Here is a 17,716-nt window from a genome sequence, read left to right as displayed (position 1 = left end):
TTCCCGGGCCCCTGAGCCATCAGGAACGGGCCTGGCTCGCAACGTTGCTCATGCTGACCGGCGACGGTCCGACGCCCCTGCGCGATCTCTGGCGCGACAGCTGGTTCGACGAGGCTTCACAACGCGCGCTCATTCTGCAGCCATCCCATGGCAGCGCGTTCCTCTACGTCCCTGACAAGGTATTTGCCGAGGCGACCAAGGCCCTGGCGCGTACGCTGGAAATCGCCATGTTCCTGGAGCACCTCATCACGTCAGGCCTGGCCCAGGTTCATCGACCCCGGCCCGCTACCCGCCCCGACCCCGAACTGCATTGCATCGGCGCCGCGTTCGGCACGCCCAAGGTCGAGATGGTGGCCGACAAACCTCGCATCGTCATCAACGACAGCGGCGACTACACCGATGACCCTGCCACGATCCACAATCGCGAAGGCCAGGTGCTGTACCGCAGCGTTGCCCTGCCTGCGGAAGCTTATGAACTCATGCAGGGCGTCACCCAAGGCCTGCTGATGATCCGCCCTGCGGCCCGCGCAGCGCTGTTGGCCAGGCTGGCGTTGCCCAGGCCTGCCAACCGCCCCGCTCCTCCCGAATCACGACGCCCCGCAGACCGTGCGAAGCCCGTAGCGCCCGGCGGCACACCAGCCATCGACTCGCGGCAGCCACACTGGGCACGCGAACGTACCCTGATACTCGCCACCAGCGGCCTGTTGATCGCCTGCCTCGCCGCGGCGCTGGGCATCTACGCCAACGACCGCCTACGCCAGGCGGCAACATCGGGCAGCACGACGCCACCTGCCGTCGACACGTCGCCAGCACCCGTGGGCGCAACACTCGCATCCCCGCTACGTGACCTGCCCCGCGGCCTGGATGTATCGCAATGGTCCGGTGCAGGCAGGAGTGGCGCCGAGGCCGTACTTGAGATCGCTCCGAATATCGACTTCGCATTTGCCCGCGTGGCGTTCGGCATCCGCCAAGACCCTGAGTTCGCCATCAATTGGCGGCTCATGGGCCAGCATGGCCTGTACCGCGGCGCGTACCTGTTCCTGCGCATCGACCAGGACCCAGTGGCACAGGTCGATGCCGCAGTGCGGGCGATCGGCGAAGCACGGCCCCGCGACCTTTGCCTGACCCTGGACTTCGAAGAACAGAGTCTGCCTTCACGCGCGCCATCTCCCGATCCGGTACAGGTGCAGCAGATACTTTCCAGGGCCCTGGTCCGGGTCGAAGAACAGATGCGATGCACGCCGTTGCTCTACACCAATTGGAACATGGGCAACCGCTATCTGAATGACCCGCGTTTCACCCGCTACCCATTGTGGATCGCCGACTGGACAGGCGCGCAGACGCCCCGTCTGCCGCCCGGCTGGTCGCAATTCACCTTCTGGCAACGGGCCAGCCAGTTCCGCGGGAGCCCACAGCCTGCGGACTTCGATCTGTTCAATGGCAGCCTCACCGCACTCGATGGTCTGGCCAGGCAGGAAAGCAATGCGCATGCGCCAACGTCAAGCGAGCCAGCGCACCAGGGCGAAGCCCGCGAAGGTCATCAGCAGTGAGCCGAGCACATGGGCGAGCACCGTGGCCATCGCCCAACCGGCGCGGCCGTGCATGAGCATCGACAGGACCTCGGCCGAAAATGTCGAGAACGTCGTCAGCCCACCGCAGAAACCTGTGGTGATCAGCAGGCGCCAGGTGGGGTCGAGGTTGGGGAAACGCAGGAAAAACGCCATCGCGCCGCCGATGACGAAGCCCCCCAGCAGATTCACCAGCAAGGTGCCGAGCGGCATGCCGGGGAACAGCGAATTCAGGCGCAGGCCCACTAGCCAGCGCAGCACGCAACCCGCACTGCCACCGACAACGACGCAAATAAAGGACAGGTACATCGACAAGCTCCATTGACGGTCCGAAAGACCCCCATGGAGAGGCAGGCACACGCCTACGCACCCTCCAACGGGGGTTGCGTAGGCATCATCAGCACTGAGGCGGTTCGAGGAGGAATGCCATCTCCTGATGGTCGATGTTACGGAGCTGGCCACAACCCCGCAACATTTCGAAGCAAATATAGGAAGCCGATCTGCAATCAGGCCGCTAGAATGCGCGACTGGCGTGTGCTGCGTGCGCCCGGGAGCCTTCCCGAATACGGAGAACATTCATTTGTTTTCCGTGAGATCCGTCCATGTTGCACGCATGCCTCCATTCTTCCTGGCGCTTTCCATCCCGTGTGCTCACGGTTTGGCTTGCCGCGCCGCTTTACCTATCCTTCTTCTCGCCTTTCGTCGCAGTGGCCCGTCGTCTTCGCCGCCACCGTCTCGCCGTGCCCGTCGTACGTCGCGTCACTGCCACCACGAGGGCGACGTCATGAACGAGGACCGCTCCATGAATGCACCCCTTACCCACAAGCAGCCCTCGATGCTGCGCCAGCTACTGGCCACCGAAGCGGCTGGTGGCGTGCTGCTGATGCTCACCGCCGCCCTGGCCATCGTCATCGCCAACAGCCCCGCGGCCAGTGCCTACCAGCACCTGCTGCACCTGCCCGTCGGCCCGACCCTGACCGACAAGCTCGGCCCGATGACCGTGCACATGTGGATCAACGACGGCCTGATGGCGATCTTCTTCCTGCTGGTGGGCCTTGAGATCAAGCGCGAGCTGGTCGACGGTCGCCTGGCCAGCTGGGAGCAACGGCGCCTGCCGGCCCTGCCGGCGCTGATGGGCATGGCCGTTCCGGCGCTGATCTACCTGGCCGTGTCACGCGGCGAACCCGGGCTGGCCGCTGGCTGGGCGATCCCGGCCGCCACCGACATCGCCTTCGCCGTCGGCGCCCTGGCGCTGCTGGGGCGGCATGCGCCGCTATCGCTGAAAGTGATGCTGGTGTCGGTGGCGATCATCGACGACATGGGCGCGGTGGCGATCATCGCGGTGTTCTACACCTCGTCGATCAACCTGCTCGCCCTGGCCGGAGCCGCCGGCATCGCCGCACTCATGTTCGCCTTCAACCGCCTGCGCGTGGTCGCGCTGTGGCCCTACCTGCTCGGTGCCGCGGCCTTGTGGTACTTCACCTTGCTATCTGGGGTGCACGCGACCATTGCAGGCGTGGTCGCCGCGCTGCTGATCCCCTACAGCACCGGCAACAGCCAGGAGCGCGAAGCCAGCCCGCTGCTACGCCTGGAGCACGGCCTGGCGCCTTGGGTCGGTTTCCTCATCGTCCCGGCCTTCGGCTTCGCCAATGCCGGTGTGTCGTTCGGCAACCTGGGCTGGAGCGATGTCTTCGCGCCGCTGCCACTGGCCATCGGCCTGGGCCTGTTGCTGGGCAAGCAGATCGGTGTGTTCGGCGGCGTGCTGCTGGCGGTCAAGACCGGCCTGGCCAGCAAGCCGCAAGGTGCCAGCTGGCTGCAGATCTATGGCGTGGCGATGCTGTGCGGCATCGGTTTCACCATGAGCCTGTTCATCGGCGGGCTGGCCTTCCCGGACCAGCCGGAGAAGATCGAAGCGGCGAAGATCGGCATCTTGCTGGGCTCGCTGTTGTCGGCGGTGATCGCTTGCCTGATTCTGCGCTTCGCGCCCAAACCGGCGGACTGAAGCGAATGAGAGAGGGGCCGCCATACGGCCCCTTTCTTTTATCTAGATGGCCTGCTCGCCGCTCGCAACGAGCGGGCGCAACAACCCACGCGGCAGGCTGAAGCCCTTGAAGGGCTGCTGGGTGATGGGATTGAAGGCCTTTTCCGAGTTCAACCGGTAACGCATCACCCCTTCCCCGGTCCTGAAGCTCAGGTCGACGCTGCTCGCCGTCCGGCCATTGAGCGCACCGCGGCTGAGCAGACGGAACATCGACCAGGGCCCGCGGTACTCCAGGCTGCTGCTGTTGCCATTGAGCTTGAGCAAGGTCAGGTTGCTGCGTACCTGCTGCCCCAGGGTATTGGGCCAGACAATGCCGATGATCTGACGTGGGCCATGGGTATATGAAATCAACTGGCCATCCAGGTCCAGCAGGCTGGTGCGCTGATTCGCGCTCAGGCCAAGCGGCTCGATGCTCAATTGCACGCTCAGGTTGCCGCGTTGGTCGAAGAAGGTCTCGCGGATACGTTCTGCCGCTGCCAATTGCTCGATCACCTCGGGCCGAATCAGCGAGCCACCGTGTTGCTCGGAGCGCAAAGCATCCAGGTTGTCCTTGAGGAAGATTTTCAGGTACTGGTCCTGAAACTGCTGCAGCCGTCCCTTGGGTCCGAAGAACGCCTCGAAATCATCCAAAGACGCATCCGCCCCCCGCGCGACGAAGGGATAGCGCCCGGCCAGGCGCTGCTGGAAGAAGCTGTAGACCTCTGTGTCCCAACGCCGCTCCAGCTCGCGCAAGGCCTCGACATTGAGCACCTGCGCGGTCTGGTCGGCGACCTTCCTGACCTGCTGTCGGACGGGTTCGGGCAGCCCGCCGGCGACACGCTGCAAGGTACCTATCGGATCGGCGCCAGTCATCGCGAAACGCTGCAGCACCGTGTGCAATGCGGCTTTGCCGCGCTCAGGGCTGTCCTGTACGCCCTTGGCGTAATCGTGAACGGCGCTGATGGCGCCCAGCGTTTCATCGTAGTAGCTCGGCTTGTCGCCCTTGGCATCGAGCATTCCATTCAACCCGGCAAAGGCCCGGTAGATGCCTGCCGCCTGCTGCTGCTCCGGCGTGCCAACAGCCGACTGCGCCTGGGCGCTGACGTCGAGCGCCAGATCGGCGCTCGGCGCGGGATGGATCGCGGTGTTTTCCCGAACGGTCTCCAGCAGCCTGTGCAGGGGCGCAGCAGGTCCGGTCAGTTGCTCCAGGATCGAGACTGCATGGTTCAGGTCCTGGAAATCGGCGACCGTGAATGCATTCAGGGCACGCCGCCAACTGGCGATATAGTCTGCGCCGTACAGTGTACGGACTCGCTCCGTCAGCACTTGGCGGTCGGCGTCCGAGTAATCCAGCTGGGCACGCTCGCCCAACGCCCACTGGTCGATCATCGCCATTTCGGCGAGGTGCTGGCTGCGGGGCTCGAAAAACTCCTTGAAGCCCCTGGCCGTGAGCAAGGGCGCCAGCCAAGTCGCGTCGTCGTCCTGGGTCGCTCCGGCGACGGGCTGGTAGACCATGTCGAACGCAGGACCCACTTGGCTGCGGATGTCCAGACCGGCGTGCAGTTGCTCATGAGCCTGCTGCTTGAGGCTGGCATAAACCCGCTGCGGCATCGGCATCGCCCGCAGCGCCTGCTGGACCTCGCTGGCTTGCCGACGGTACGGCGAAAGGTCGGCATCGGCATAGGCCAGCGCATACTCCAGGTGCCGCATGAGGTCGCGCTGCAGTTGGCCCTGCCCGGGATAGGCCATTTGCCATTGCCGAGCCATCCAGTCCTCGACCCATGCCGGGCGGCGGCTCTTGCGGTCCTCGATCATGCGATACACCCTGAGCGCGGCCATCTGTTGCTCGCTGCCTACCGGAGCGGTGCGCATCGCGTCGACGACGCCGCTGGCCAGTGCCGGCAGGAAACGCCGGGACAGCAAGCGCAAATACGCCTCATCGACCATCGGCCCGATGACCCGCCCCTGATAGAGGCCGAGATCCGCCACCAACGGCCAGACGTTACGGTAGTCGCCAAACACGGAAACGGCGTCACGAATCTGGTCCAGCGGCTGCAACAGGTTGCGCGCGGTAGGGTCCAGCCTCGAGTCCACCTCCTGATGCCTGAACTCCCGACTCTTGGCCAACACATTCACCGCCTTGGCTTGGTTGATATCGAAGTAGCGCTGCCAAGTAGCGGCGCAGACCGCGATCGTCAGCACACCCAGCCCTGCGCCCGCCCATGCCATCTGGCGCTTCTGCCGCGCCACCCTGGCGTTGTCACCGGCCAGTCCGGCTTCTCGATAGAGAACCCGCTGGAAAACCTGCTGGGCGAAGTAGACCGAATGCTTGCCCGGCGCCCTGCCCTCCCTCACCGGGAATTCCTCGACATAGGGCTGTGCCGCCTCGCGAACGAAGGCATTGTCGATTTCCCCCTGCTGGAGAACCGAGCACCAGTACACCCCTCGTACCAAAGCAGGTGTCGTGTAACGATCGCTCGCCAGGGTTTCACGCAGAAAGCCCGTCAGTACCGGGCGCAACCCAACCAGTTGCCCATGCAAGGCGATCAGGCGCTCACGCTGGCGCGCCTGGCTCGGAGAGCCTAGGCTCGCCAGTGTTTGCTCGTACAGGGCATGCGTTAGTCGATCATGGTACTCAGCGAACTCGTCCAGCCAGGCATCGAATGTGTCGACGGCCTCCTGCTTGAAGGTAAACCCCAGCATCCGTTCGCGCTGCTCATGGCTCAGGCGCGCAAAACATTGATCGAATCCCTGCAGCAGGTCGAACTTGCTCAGCACGACGTACAGCGGCAAGCGACAACCCAGCTGGCTGCTTACTTCGTGCACGCGGGTCCGCAGGCCATGGGCAAGTACCATACGCTGCTCAGGGGTGGCGTTGATCAGCGCGGGCAGATCGACAACCAGCAGCACCCCATCCAGCGCCCGACGACTGCGATTGCGCTCCAGCCAGTCAAGCAGATGGTTCCATAACCGTGACTGCAGGCCGTCCGGTACGCGGGCATCATCGTGGAGTGCCCCTGCCGTGGCCTCCTGCAGGGTGAACGCACCTGGCGGATCGATGATGACGGCATCGTTGCCCACCCACCAGCCAATGGGGTAGGCGCCCAGGTCACTCTGGCGCAACCGGGCCTGGCTGCTGGCAATGCGGGTCAGGGAAAAGCACTGGTTCGAATGGTCGATGAAACTGCTCTTGCCAGCGCCCTGCTCCCCCAGCACCAGATACCAGGGCAAGCGATAACGCGCACGGCGCCCTCCGGCATTGTCCAGGTAGCTGGCAAACGCGCTGTCGAGTGCCTTCTCCTGGGCCAGGACAAACGACAAGCAAGGGTCCGCCTCGACAGCGGCCTGCTGGCGACGCTCGGCCTGCAGCCGGTGAAAGCGCTTGCGCAGTACGAGCAACCAACACGACAGCGGCAGCAGAATCAGCAGCAGCGTGGCGACGCTTCGATGAGCCACGCCCGCCAAGGGCTGGTGATCGCGCCAGTGCCAGTGCGGTCCCAGCCACCAGATGGCAACCAACAACAGCAACGTCACCAAGCCAAGCAACAAGGGCAAGGCAGCGCCGGCGCGCCGGGCCAGGGGCATGCCCCAGCGCTTCAGTAATTTCAGAAATTGGCTCATGAAGGCTCCTAGTCCTTGTTCTGGTCCGCCAGTGCCGAGGTGGCCCCGTACTGCCGCAGCCGTTGAAATGTGTCGGGCTCCCAGGCATCCGCCGTCGTTTGCCGCATGCTCCGAGCGACACCGGCGCACAGGTCCTGCGCCAGCCAGGACACCCCCCGCCTGGCGAGCAGGTCGGCGGCAAGCAGTGTGGTGTGACAGTGCTCGCGGGGGGAGCGGTGGTCCGCCTGCAATCTCTGCAGGGTCAGCAGCACCGGCTCGATGCCCTCTGTCTCCAGTTGATTGGCCAGCTCCTCGCCCAGGTTGCGAAACTCCTGGGCTTGCGCCTGCTGAACGGGTCGCGCCTCGTCCCCTTTGAGCCAGGCCAGGCATTGCTCGTCGACGAACGCCGTGCCATCGCTGAAGCACAGCTGTTGCAATGCCGGCAGACGCAACACGAAGCGAGCGCTCGCGCTGCGGATCGCCTCGGCGACCTCCGCCATCGCCAGGCGCGTGGCAATGCTCGCGGCGAGGAAGCTGCCACGAATCCAGTAAGGGGACGCCGTCACGCTCTTCTCCACCCGCAGCAACAAGGCCGGGTCGATGACCGTACCGGCTACCGCTTCTTCGTACCCTGCCGCGATATCGACCGGTACCGCCATCAGTTCCGTACGCAGGTCCTGCCTGGCAACAGGTGCCGTCTGGATATGTGCCCACAGGCCGAAACGCCGCAACTGATAACCGGTGGGATCGTAAAGGTCTTGCTGGTTGATGAGCTCGGCCATGCCCAGGACCGCGCGGCGCGTTTCTCGCTCGTTGCCAAGGGACACACCAGGCCTGCTGAGAAATACCTCGGCCAACGGCGCCGCGGTCACCTTGGGCGCCACGGCTCCAGCCGCGGGCGCCGGCGCGCCACCCATGGCGTCTTCCGAATGCTTGCGCAGCAAGCGCTCCAGCTCTGCCATCGACGCCGGCTCCAGTTTTGCCGCGCCGGCCTGTTGCTGCAGGCACCCGAGCGCTTGCCGCGCATTCGCGACGATGGCAGGACTGACACTGAAGCGATCGAGCCTGGGTAGCGCGTCACAGAGGCGTTTGAGCACCAGGTCGATGAGCTTGCGCTTGCCCAGATAACCCTTCGGACCGGGCTTGGGGTGTGCGGTTTCCCAATAACGCTCGACCATGCCGACCAGCAGTTGCAGGGTGAAGCACCAGTACTCCCAGCTACCACCGCGTAGCCAGGCGACGCTCAGGTGCCCGACGATCCGCAACTGCTTGCACTGCTGGCTCAGATAGTGACGAGAAGCCTCCTCGATGTAGAGCCAATCGATCGACGCCTCCTGCAGGCCACCGAGCTTGACCATTTCCTGGTCGATCGCCTGGTAGGTTTCGTCTTCGACATCGAACAACCCCGCCGGAGCCTCCGGGGCAATGGGCGCGAGCAGGTGAGCGATTTCCTCCGCCGAGACGCGCGCTACCAGCGACATGCTTCGCGCGCCTGAGCGATCAGCGGATCCAGCCCCTCGGCATCGAAGCTCAGCCCATCGAGCTCGGAATCGTCACTGACCACATGGATACGGTGAGCGCCGATCAATGCCCTGATCTTCTCGATGGCCGGCAGGCCCCGACCGGCATCGAGCACCTGGCCGTTTTCCATTACCTGCCACGGTATTGCCGGCGTCGCCAGGCGCTCCGTACGCAGCTGGACGGTCACCCGCCGCGCCTCGACCGGTCGACCAGTGATCAACTGCAGTCTGGAGATGTTCTCGATACAACTGATGGCCAGGTACGGACTTGGCTGCGCCGCGGCGATCGCCGGGGCGGAAATCACCAGGCGCGTGCGCCCAGCGGAACCATCACTCTGGTCGCTGATACGAAAGGCCAGGTCATCGGGAGCGCGCCGGGCTTCGTTGATCATGACGCCGCGCAGAGTGGGTGCGTCCTGCTCGGCAGCGGACCATTGCTGCCTTCGTACGGGAGCTGGCGTGCCTGCCGCTTCGTCGAAACACGCCAGGCGCTCGAGGTTGGACACGATCCGTGGGCAATCCCGTGGTGGGTTGGCCAAAGCCATGCCCGAATACAACAGCAACGACAAACCAGCGCCATATGCACAGCGGGTAATCACTGTAACTTCACCTTTTTCGAAGTTTCCCTGACCGTACGGTGCACTTCAATAAAACAACGCAGCGAGGCCGGAAAGCGGACAAACAAAACAAGAAACCGAACGAGAGACTAGTACAGCCAAATTACCTCGCACAAATAAATATTTGTTTACACTTTCAGGCTCGACCGACAAACATTTCCCTGCGCATTTTTAAAATAGACGCCGACCAACAAACAACTAAGCGATTAAACAACACACATGCAAGCTAGGAAACTTCCTACAGCATTAATCCGCAAACCCACTTGCTATTAAAGTCACATCCATCAATGCGAAAGGGAGTTACGCACCAGTGTCGAAAAGTACGAGTTCCGTTGCGCCCAAAGAGCGCATCAACATCAAATATGTGCCTGCAACCGGTGACGAGCAGGCAGAAATCGAGCTGCCACACAAGATGCTGGTGATGGGGGATTTCGGTCTGGATGACACTCGCGCCCTGGAGGATCGCCAGGTCATGCGCATCGACAAGCACAGCTTCAACAACGTGTTGAGGGATGCCGATGTCTCCCTGGCTCTTGCCGTTCCCTCCAGGCTCGGTAACGCCCCGGACGCAGAGCTGGCGCTGAACCTGCGGTTCAGCACGATCAACGACTTCGGACCGGACCAGGTGGCGCGGCAAGTCCCGGAGCTGCGCAAGCTGCTGGAACTGCGCGAGGCACTGGTGGCCCTGAAAGGGCCGCTGGGCAATGTCCCCGCCTTCCGCAAGCAGTTGCAACAGCTGCTCAGTGACGGGCAGGCGCGCAAGCAACTCGCGCAAGAACTGGAGCAGGTGCTCGACGCGCCTGAACATGACTAAGACATCGGAGCGTCCCCATGCCGACCCGCAACCACACGACCCCCACCGCCGAAGTTTCAGCCGAAATAGCGAGCAACACCGTTCTGCTCGATCAGATAATGGCCGAGACCATGCTGGTACCCACCCAGGAAGGCTATCAAGTCGCCAAACAGGGCGTGGCGGCTTTCATTTCCGAGATCCTGAAAAGCAATGACCCAGATCAACTAATCAACAAACATCGTGTCGACCAGATGATCGCCGAAGTTGATCGCGTGCTCGGCAAGCAAATGGATGAGATCCTTCACCACCCCGATTTCCAGCAGCTGGAATCGGCCTGGCGTGGTCTGAAGCTTCTGGTGGACCGCACGGACTTTCGCGAGAACATAAAGCTCGAAGTCCTACATGCCAGCAAGGATGATCTGCTCGATGACTTCGAGAATGCCGCCGACATCACCTGCAGTGGACTCTACAAGCATGTCTACACCGCAGGCTATGGCCAGTTCGGCGGTGAACCGGTGGCGGCCATGGTCGGCAACTACAGTTTCGGCCCCGCCTCGCCCGATATCAAACTCCTCAGCTACATGGCCTCGGTGGGAGCGATGTCCCATGCGCCGTTCATTACCGCCCCCGCTCCGGAATTCTTCAATCTGAGCAGCTTCGAAGAACTGCCGAACCTGAAGGAGATCAAGGACATCTTCGCCGGCCCACGCCACGCCAAGTGGCGCTCCTTCCGTGACAGCGAGGATGCTCGCCATACCGCGCTGGTCGGGCCACGCTTCATGCTGCGCTCGGCCTACCACCATCAGGAGCAGCCCGTCGAGAGTTTCCACTACGACGAGAACATCGACGGGCAGCACCAGAACTACCTGTGGGGCAACTCGGCGTTCCTGTTGGCCAGCTGCATCAACGACAGTTTCGCCCGCTATCGCTGGTGCCCGAACATCATCGGCCCACAATCCGGCGGGGCCGTCGAGGACCTGCCCGTGCACCTGTACGAGTCCCTTGGGCAGTTGCAGGCCAAGATCCCGACCGAGGTGCTGATTTCCGACCGCAAGGAGTTCGAGCTGGCCGAGGAAGGCTTCATCGCCCTGACCATGCGCAAGGACAGCGACAACGCGGCGTTCTTCTCCGCCAACTCGGTGCAAAGGCCCAAGACCTTCCCCAAGACCCCCGAGGGCCAGCAGGCGCAGACCAACTACAAGCTCGGCACCCAGCTGCCGTACCTGTTCATCGTCAATCGCCTGGCCCACTACATCAAGGTGCTGCAACGCGAGCAGATCGGCAGCTGGAAGGAACGCCGCGACCTGGAGTCCGAGCTCAACAAATGGATCAAGCAATACGTCGCCGACCAGGAGAACCCCTCGGCCGATGTGCGCAGCCGTCGGCCACTGCGAGCCGCCCGGGTCGAAGTCGCGGATGTGCCGGGTGATCCAGGCTGGTACCAGGTCTCGCTCGCGGTACGCCCACACTTCAAATACATGGGCGCGAACTTCGAAATTTCCCTGGTCGGCCGGCTCGACACGCAATGAGCGGTCTGTTCGAACGCCTGATCGCGGCGACGCCGATACGCCGCGCGCCCTCGCGGCAGGTCATGGCCGGGCAGGGTTTCGAGGTGATCAAGCGTCACCTCGAAACCCTGCTCAACACCCGTCAGGGTTGCTCGCAGAGCAGCCCCGACCTTGGCTTGCGCGACTTCAACGGGCATGACCTGAGCAACGGCGACCTGCTCCAGCAAGTGAGCGCCGACATCCGGCACACCATCGAACGCTTCGAACCACGGATCCGGGTGTACGCCTTGAAGGCCGTGCCAGACAGCAATGCACCGCTGGAACTGCACTTTCACCTGAACTGCCAGGTGCAGGTGGACAACCACACCGAACAGCTTGAAATCGAGTTGCTGGTCAACGGCCACAACCGCTACACCCAAGTGAGATGACCCATGTCGTTGAAGGACCGTTTCAGCGAAGAGCTTCGCTACCTGCGCGAGCTGGGCAGGGACTTTGCCCAGGACAATCCGCAGCTTGCCCATTACCTTGGCAAGGACAGTTGCGACCCCGATGTCGAGCGGCTGCTGGAGGGTTTCGCCTTCCTGACCGCCAAGCTACGCCTCAAGCTCGAAGATGACCTGCCGGAGCTGACGCACGCCATGCTGCAGATGCTCTGGCCCAATTACCTGCGACCACTGCCAAGCGCCACGATCATTCAGTTCGCGCCATTGAAGCAGTCGCTCAGTCAGTCGCACACCGTGCCCAAGGGCTCACGCCTGTTTTCCCTGCCGGTGGACGGCATCGCCTGCGAGTACCGCACCTGTACCGACGTGCAGCTGCACCCGTTCGCCATCGCCGAGGTGAATGCCACCCAGACCCTCGACAGCTCGATTCTGTGCATCGACCTCAGCCCGCTGGTCCAGCGCCCATTGAATGCACTGGATTGCGACAGCCTGACGTTCCATCTGAGTGGCGAAGACCGTTGCGCGCGAACGCTTTACCTGTGGCTCTCGCAGTATCTGCAACACATCAGCGTGACCATCGACGGCGAGGTACGCCGATTACCGGCCAGCAGTGTCACGTTTCCCGGTTTCAGCCCTGACGAAGCCCTGCTGCCCTATCCAAGAAACGTCTTCGACGGCTACCGGATCCTGCAGGAGTACTTCGTATTCCCGCAACGCTTCCACTTTTTCCGCCTGACCGGGCTGGACAAGCTCTGGCCCGGGCACGACACCGAGAATGTGCGCATCGAGTTCCACTTCAACCGGCAGTTGCCCGACACCGTGCGCGTGGGCACCAGCGACTTCAGCCTGTTCTGCACGCCTGCGGTCAACCTGTTCCGGCACAGCGCCGAGCCCATCGACCTGTCCGGTCATGCCGGCCCGGTGGCCTTGACCCCAAGCGGCCGAACGCCAAATGCCTATGAGATCTTCAGCATCGATCGGGTCATCAGCACCCGCACCACCGCGCAAGGTGGCACCGGGGAAACCCTGCGGACCTTTCGCCCCTTCGAGTCGTTCGCCCACGAGATCGAGCATGTCCAGGGTCGCACCGCGCTGTACTACCGCTGCAAGATCGAAGAGTCGCTGCGCGGTGACGGCGTCATTCACCGCATCGGCTTCGTCCGCGGCGATGAAAGCGCCTACATCGGCGAACTGGAAACTGCGTCCATCGATCTGACCTGCAGCAATCGGGACCTGCCACTGGCCCTGGGGATCGGCGACATCTGCGTGAACACCGAAGCCACGCCGCCGCTGGCCAGCTACCGCAACATCCGCCGCCCTACCCGCGCCTATCGGCCGGTGCTCGACGGCCAGTTGCAGTGGTCGCTGATTTCCAACCTGTCGCTCAACTACCTGTCGCTGTTGTCGGCGCAACCGCTCAAGGCGGTGATCGGCGCCTACGATTTCGCCGCCTTGCACGACATTCAGCAAGCACGCGCCACGGGCAAGCGCCTCGACGGCATCGGCGAGGCACACACCGAACCCCTGGACTGGCTGATCAAGGGCCTGCCCATTCGCGGCCTGCGCACCCGCCTGAAACTCGATCAGAAGGCCTTTCTCTGCGAAGGCGATCTGTACCTGTTCAGCTGCGTGCTTTCGCACTTCTTCGCCCTGTACGCCAGCATCAACTCCTTCCATCGCCTGGAAGTGATCAACACCACCAACAACGAGCACTACACATGGCCATTGCTGACCGGCAGACAACCGCTGATCTAGCCGACAGGCTGCTTGCCGAGGCGCGCCGCCACAACTACTTCCAACTGCTGGAGCGGTTGCACGCCCTGCACGGCGATGACCTGGAGCCTCGCTGGCCGGATGCCGCCACGCGCCAACGGGTGCGATTGGCCAACGACCCACGGTTGAACTTCCCCGCTTCAGACGTGCTGAACGCGGCGCGCCTGACGGCTGCGGCCGACACCGGCGCGCAGGCCCGCTACCAGGTCCGCTGCACGTTCCTGGGCCTGCATGGCACTGACTCGCCGCTGCCGACCTACTACCTGGAACAGTTGGCCTATGAACACGTCCAGGGACTGGGCGTGCGCCCGGCATTCCTGGACTTTTTCAATCACTACCTGCTCAGCCTGCTGCACCGCATCTGGCGCAAGTACCGCTACTACATCCGCTTCCAGGCCGGCGCGGGTGATCAGTTCTCGCAGTACGTATTCGCCCTGATCGGCCTGAACAACCAGCAACTGCGAGGCAACACGGCACTGCCCTGGAGCCGCCTGCTCAGCTTTGCCGGTGTGATCGCCAGTCGCAGCCGCGCGCCGGGCACGGTAGCCGGCATCATCGCTCACTGCTTCGACCTGCGGCATGTACGGATCCGCGAGTTCGAGACTCGCTCGGTTCCCACGGCCATCGAACAGACCCTGAGCCTTGGCAAGGTCAACGGCAGCCTCGGTCACAACTTCGTGGTCGGCAACCGCACGCGAACCCGCAGCAGCAAGTTCACCATCCTGATCGCAGAGCTGGACCAGGCGCAGCTGCGTGCCCTGTTGCCCAGCGGCGCCAACTTCGGCCGACTGCGTGCCCTGATCGATTTTCTGCTGCGCGATGGCATGGCCTACGACCTGGAACTGCGCCTCAAGCAGAACGCCCTTTCCCCCTTCCGCCTGCACCGAAGCCAGGGTGCCCACCTGGGCTGGACCAGCTTCGTCGACGACCGGCACGGCTCGGGAAGCCCGGTCGTACGTATCCGGGGGCGCGCATGAAGGGCCTGACCTTGACCATCGTCAACCTCGAAAACCTGGCGCAGGGCGTAGCCACTCGACATCGGTTCGGGCGCAATGGCGGCACCATCGGTAGCCAAGGCGCTGACTGGCTGATCGTCGACCGTGAGCGGCGCATCGAGCCGATTCACTGCGAAATTCGCTGGAAGGAAGGCAGCTTCTGCGTCATCGATCGCAGCCATCGGACCTATCTCAACCAGAGTACGCAAAGCCTGGGTGCGCATGCGCCGGTAAGGCTGCGCGATGGCGATCGGCTGCGGGTCGGGGCCTACCAGCTGCAGGTCAGCTACCAGGCCGGCCAGCAAGATGAACGCTCGCTGGAATCACTGCTCACGCCAGGGCAGCGGGCGCTCGATGCGTTGCTGGCCAATACCTCGACCACCACCCTCGACGAACCCCGTTCGCCAGCCATCACCGATATCTGCGAAGCGTTTCCCCCAGTCATCGGCCACGACCCGCTGGCCGCGCTGGACACACACCTTGCTGCGGCCCCCGGCCAGGACAACGCCCTGCGGCTTCTTATCAAGGGGGAACGGCCATGAAGCGTCGCGCATTGCTGGCCCTACCCTTGCTGTCGGCACTCCTGGGCGGCTCCGGGTGCACGCTGCTGGGCAAGGTGGGCCAGGTAGTCATGGACCCCTCCGTGCCCGTCGGGGCCCTCAAGGACCAACCAACGGAGGTGGCTTTCAGCCTCAACGCCGGCATCACCCTCAATGGCAACCCCAACAGCCTCGATGTGCCAGCCGGGCAGCAAGATGCCCTGGCGCCGAGCCCCTACGCGGTGAGCCTCAGCGCCGAAGACCCGCTGGCACTGACCGAAAAGGTCGAGCACCTGCTGACGTACCTGCAGTCACAATTCCCGGCCTTGGCGATAGCGATCGACGAGGACGACGACGGCACACCTGGCAGCTACGAAGACCCGAGCGTGGTACTGGAGCTGCCGCCCCCGGCGCCGGTAGCCGCCGAGCAGATCGCCACGCCCGTCGCCATCAAGATCCTGCAGCTGCGCGACGACTCGCTGCTGCGCAACAGCGCCTATCAGTTGCTGGACCAGGACCCGGCGAAGGCACTGCGCAGCACCTACATCCGCGACGATGACTACCTGTTGTCCCCTGGTCAGTTCAAGTTCGTGCCGTTCGAGCCCATCCACGCGGACACCCGCTTCATCGCGGTGATCGCCGACTACCGCAACCAGGACGACGCCATCTGGCAGCAAGTGCTGCGCATCGCGCCACGTGGTCGTCAGCTCGTGCTTTCCGTGCTGGTCGAGGATCGCCAGGTTCTGCTCAGGGAGGAGAACTGATGCTCTGCGCCCGCCACCCCCACGCCTTCTCTCTTCAGTTTCGGAGCAACCATGAGCTCACGTAATCCCGTTCTTTGGCCCGAGGGCCTGTTCGTCAAGCCTCAGCACTTCCAGCAGGCGGCCCGGGCCAGCGACGCCGCCTTGCACCAGCGCCTGGGCAGCCTGAACGCCGCATTCTTCGGTTTCAGCGAACTGCAGTTGAACGACGAGTACCTGAGTCTGGGCAAGGTCGCCATCACCCGCGCGCGCGGCATCATGCCCGACGGCACGGTCTTCGACATCCCGGCGGACCTGGCGCCGCCTCCACCGCTGGAAATCAACGACGATGTGTCGCGCAACAGCGAGGTCTACCTGTGCCTGCCGCTGCGCACCGACGGCGGACGCGAGGTGAGCTGGCCGGATAGTCCCGCGAACTTTCGCTACCTGGCCCAGCCACAGGAGATCAAGGACACCCATACCGCCGACGGCGACCTGGTGCAGATCGACCTGGCGGTGCCCAACCTGCAACTGCGGCGCGAAGCGCAGGACAGCAGTGCCTATACCCGCCTCGCCCTGGCCCGGATCCTCGAACGACGCCCCGACGGCAGCCTGCAACTGGACGAAGGGTTCTACCCCACCAGTGTCAGCGTGCGTGCCGTGCCGGCACTCCAGCGCTTTCTCGACGAGATCAGCAATGCCCTGCGCGAGCGCGCGCGCAACCTGGCGGCACGCATCGGCTCGGCGGGCCAGTCCGGTATCGCCGACATCCGCGATTTCAACCTGCTGCAGGCCATGAACCGCTGGTGGCCCTGTTTCCAGCACCTGTCGCGCCAGTCGCAGGTTCACCCTGAACAGCTCTATCTGGTCATGAGCCAGGCTTGCGGCGAGCTGGTGACCTTCACCGATGCCAGCCGGCTGCCGCAAGAGTATCCCGCGTATCGCCACACGGCCTTGCGCAACTCCTTCAAGCCGTTGGAGGACACCCTGCGCCGCGCCTTGAGCACGGTGCTGCAACCGCGCGCCATCTCCCTGCCGCTGGAGCCTCAGCCGTACGGCGTGATGACCGTGACCCTGGAGGATCGACGCTTGATCGACACCGCGGAGTTCATCCTCGCCGTGCGCGCCAGCCTGCCGCCGGAGACCCTGCGCCAACAGTTCCTGCAAAAAGCCAAGGTCACCTCGCTGGCGGCGCTGGATGACCTCATCCCCCTGCAGCTGCCCGGCATTCCGCTGCTGCCCCAGCCGGTGGCACCGCGAGAACTGCCCTTCCACGCAGGCTTCAGCTATTTCGAACTGGATCGCCGCAGCCCGGCCTGGGCGGCCATGGCCGACAGCAACGGGTTCGGCTTCCATATCGCCGGCGATTTTCCAGGGCTCGAGTTGCAGTTCTGGGCGATCAGGAGTGAGCAGCAATGACCATCAACCAAGAGACGGCGCCCGGCGCAGACCGTGTCAGCATCCTGCCGACGCTGGCCGTGCCGAGCACGAACGTGCCCCACGATGCCGCCACTACCGGCCCCTCGCGCACCAAACAAGCGACCGGCGGCTATGCCGCCGACCCCGACTTCCGGCTGCGCGGCAACTACGCCAACCCGAT

General features: G+C 63.8%; 15 protein-coding genes and 1 riboswitch. Of the genes, 11 read left to right on the top strand and 4 right to left on the bottom strand.

All coding sequences use genetic code 11. The features are described from left to right. The first annotated feature begins 50 nt into the window (after nucleotides 1–50). Nucleotides 51–1,550: a GH25 family lysozyme gene (locus N5D48_RS22405; RefSeq protein WP_279888078.1), complete on the top strand. Its 1,500-nt coding sequence runs from the start codon at nucleotides 51–53 to the stop codon at nucleotides 1,548–1,550. Here the strand turns inward: N5D48_RS22405 and crcB are convergent. Beyond that, entirely contained in the window at nucleotides 1,500–1,877 is a 378-nt protein-coding gene (gene crcB / locus N5D48_RS22400) for a fluoride efflux transporter CrcB (protein WP_279888077.1), read from the bottom strand. The genes N5D48_RS22405 and crcB overlap by 51 nt on opposite strands. A 72-nt stretch (nucleotides 1,878–1,949) precedes the next feature. Then, nucleotides 1,950–2,011, bottom strand: a riboswitch (Fluoride riboswitch). A gap of 359 nt (nucleotides 2,012–2,370) precedes the next feature. On the opposite strand from crcB, the gene nhaA reads away from it, so the two are divergent. Next, on the top strand, nucleotides 2,371–3,570 hold the full coding sequence (gene nhaA, locus N5D48_RS22395) for a Na+/H+ antiporter NhaA (RefSeq protein ID WP_279888075.1): 1,200 nt from the start codon (nucleotides 2,371–2,373) through the stop codon (nucleotides 3,568–3,570). 42 nt (nucleotides 3,571–3,612) lie between these two features. On the opposite strand, the gene tssM is transcribed toward nhaA, so the two are convergent. Genes tssM through vasI form a run of 3 tightly spaced genes read right to left on the bottom strand, consistent with a single transcriptional unit; the run spans nucleotide 3,613 to nucleotide 9,277 of the window. Then, nucleotides 3,613–7,209, bottom strand: a complete 3,597-nt coding sequence (tssM, locus tag N5D48_RS22390; protein ID WP_279888074.1) for a type VI secretion system membrane subunit TssM — start codon at nucleotides 7,207–7,209, stop codon at nucleotides 3,613–3,615. 8 nt (nucleotides 7,210–7,217) lie between these two features. Continuing rightward, on the bottom strand, nucleotides 7,218–8,669 hold the full coding sequence (tssA, locus tag N5D48_RS22385) for a type VI secretion system protein TssA (RefSeq protein ID WP_279888073.1): 1,452 nt from the start codon (nucleotides 8,667–8,669) through the stop codon (nucleotides 7,218–7,220). After that, nucleotides 8,657–9,277 (bottom strand): type VI secretion system-associated protein VasI, encoded by a 621-nt coding sequence (gene vasI / locus N5D48_RS22380; protein WP_279888072.1) that lies wholly within the window; start codon nucleotides 9,275–9,277, stop codon nucleotides 8,657–8,659. Before vasI ends, tssA begins: the two co-directional genes overlap by 13 nt. Before the next feature lie 358 nt (nucleotides 9,278–9,635). On the opposite strand from vasI, the gene tssB reads away from it, so the two are divergent. The 9 genes from tssB to N5D48_RS22335 all read left to right on the top strand — a co-directional run. Further along, nucleotides 9,636–10,139 carry a type VI secretion system contractile sheath small subunit gene (gene tssB, locus N5D48_RS22375; RefSeq protein WP_279888070.1) on the top strand — a complete coding sequence of 168 codons (504 nt, stop codon included), beginning with the start codon at nucleotides 9,636–9,638 and terminating at the stop codon, nucleotides 10,137–10,139. Nucleotides 10,140–10,156: 17 nt separating this feature from the next. Beyond that, nucleotides 10,157–11,647 (top strand): type VI secretion system contractile sheath large subunit, encoded by a 1,491-nt coding sequence (gene tssC, locus N5D48_RS22370; RefSeq protein ID WP_279888068.1) that lies wholly within the window; start codon nucleotides 10,157–10,159, stop codon nucleotides 11,645–11,647. Next, nucleotides 11,644–12,054, top strand: coding sequence for a type VI secretion system baseplate subunit TssE (gene tssE, locus N5D48_RS22365; protein WP_279888066.1), 411 nt, complete (start codon nucleotides 11,644–11,646; stop codon nucleotides 12,052–12,054). Before tssC ends, tssE begins: the two co-directional genes overlap by 4 nt. A gap of 3 nt (nucleotides 12,055–12,057) precedes the next feature. Further along, complete coding sequence (gene tssF / locus N5D48_RS22360) at nucleotides 12,058–13,824, top strand: type VI secretion system baseplate subunit TssF (RefSeq protein WP_279888065.1); 1,767 nt, start codon at nucleotides 12,058–12,060, stop codon at nucleotides 13,822–13,824. After that, nucleotides 13,788–14,819, top strand: a complete 1,032-nt coding sequence (gene tssG, locus N5D48_RS22355; RefSeq protein ID WP_279888064.1) for a type VI secretion system baseplate subunit TssG — start codon at nucleotides 13,788–13,790, stop codon at nucleotides 14,817–14,819. The genes tssF and tssG overlap by 37 nt, the downstream gene beginning before the upstream one ends. Beyond that, nucleotides 14,816–15,379 carry an FHA domain-containing protein gene (locus tag N5D48_RS22350; RefSeq protein WP_279888063.1) on the top strand — a complete coding sequence of 188 codons (564 nt, stop codon included), beginning with the start codon at nucleotides 14,816–14,818 and terminating at the stop codon, nucleotides 15,377–15,379. The genes tssG and N5D48_RS22350 overlap by 4 nt, the downstream gene beginning before the upstream one ends. After that, nucleotides 15,376–16,140, top strand: coding sequence for a type VI secretion system lipoprotein TssJ (tssJ, locus tag N5D48_RS22345; protein WP_279888062.1), 765 nt, complete (start codon nucleotides 15,376–15,378; stop codon nucleotides 16,138–16,140). The genes N5D48_RS22350 and tssJ overlap by 4 nt, the downstream gene beginning before the upstream one ends. 51 nt (nucleotides 16,141–16,191) lie before the next feature. After that, a complete protein-coding gene (gene tssK / locus N5D48_RS22340; RefSeq protein WP_279888061.1) occupies nucleotides 16,192–17,535 on the top strand; it encodes a type VI secretion system baseplate subunit TssK in 1,344 nt (447 codons plus the stop codon). Then, on the top strand, nucleotides 17,532–17,716 hold a 185-nt coding region (locus N5D48_RS22335), incomplete at its 3' end, for a hypothetical protein (protein ID WP_279888060.1). The genes tssK and N5D48_RS22335, both read left to right, overlap by 4 nt.

It is taken from the genome of Pseudomonas sp. GD03858, from assembly GCF_029840925.1.
Classification (GTDB): Bacteria; Pseudomonadota; Gammaproteobacteria; order Pseudomonadales; family Pseudomonadaceae; genus Aquipseudomonas.
This window is presented reverse-complemented; position numbering and strand designations above follow the sequence as displayed.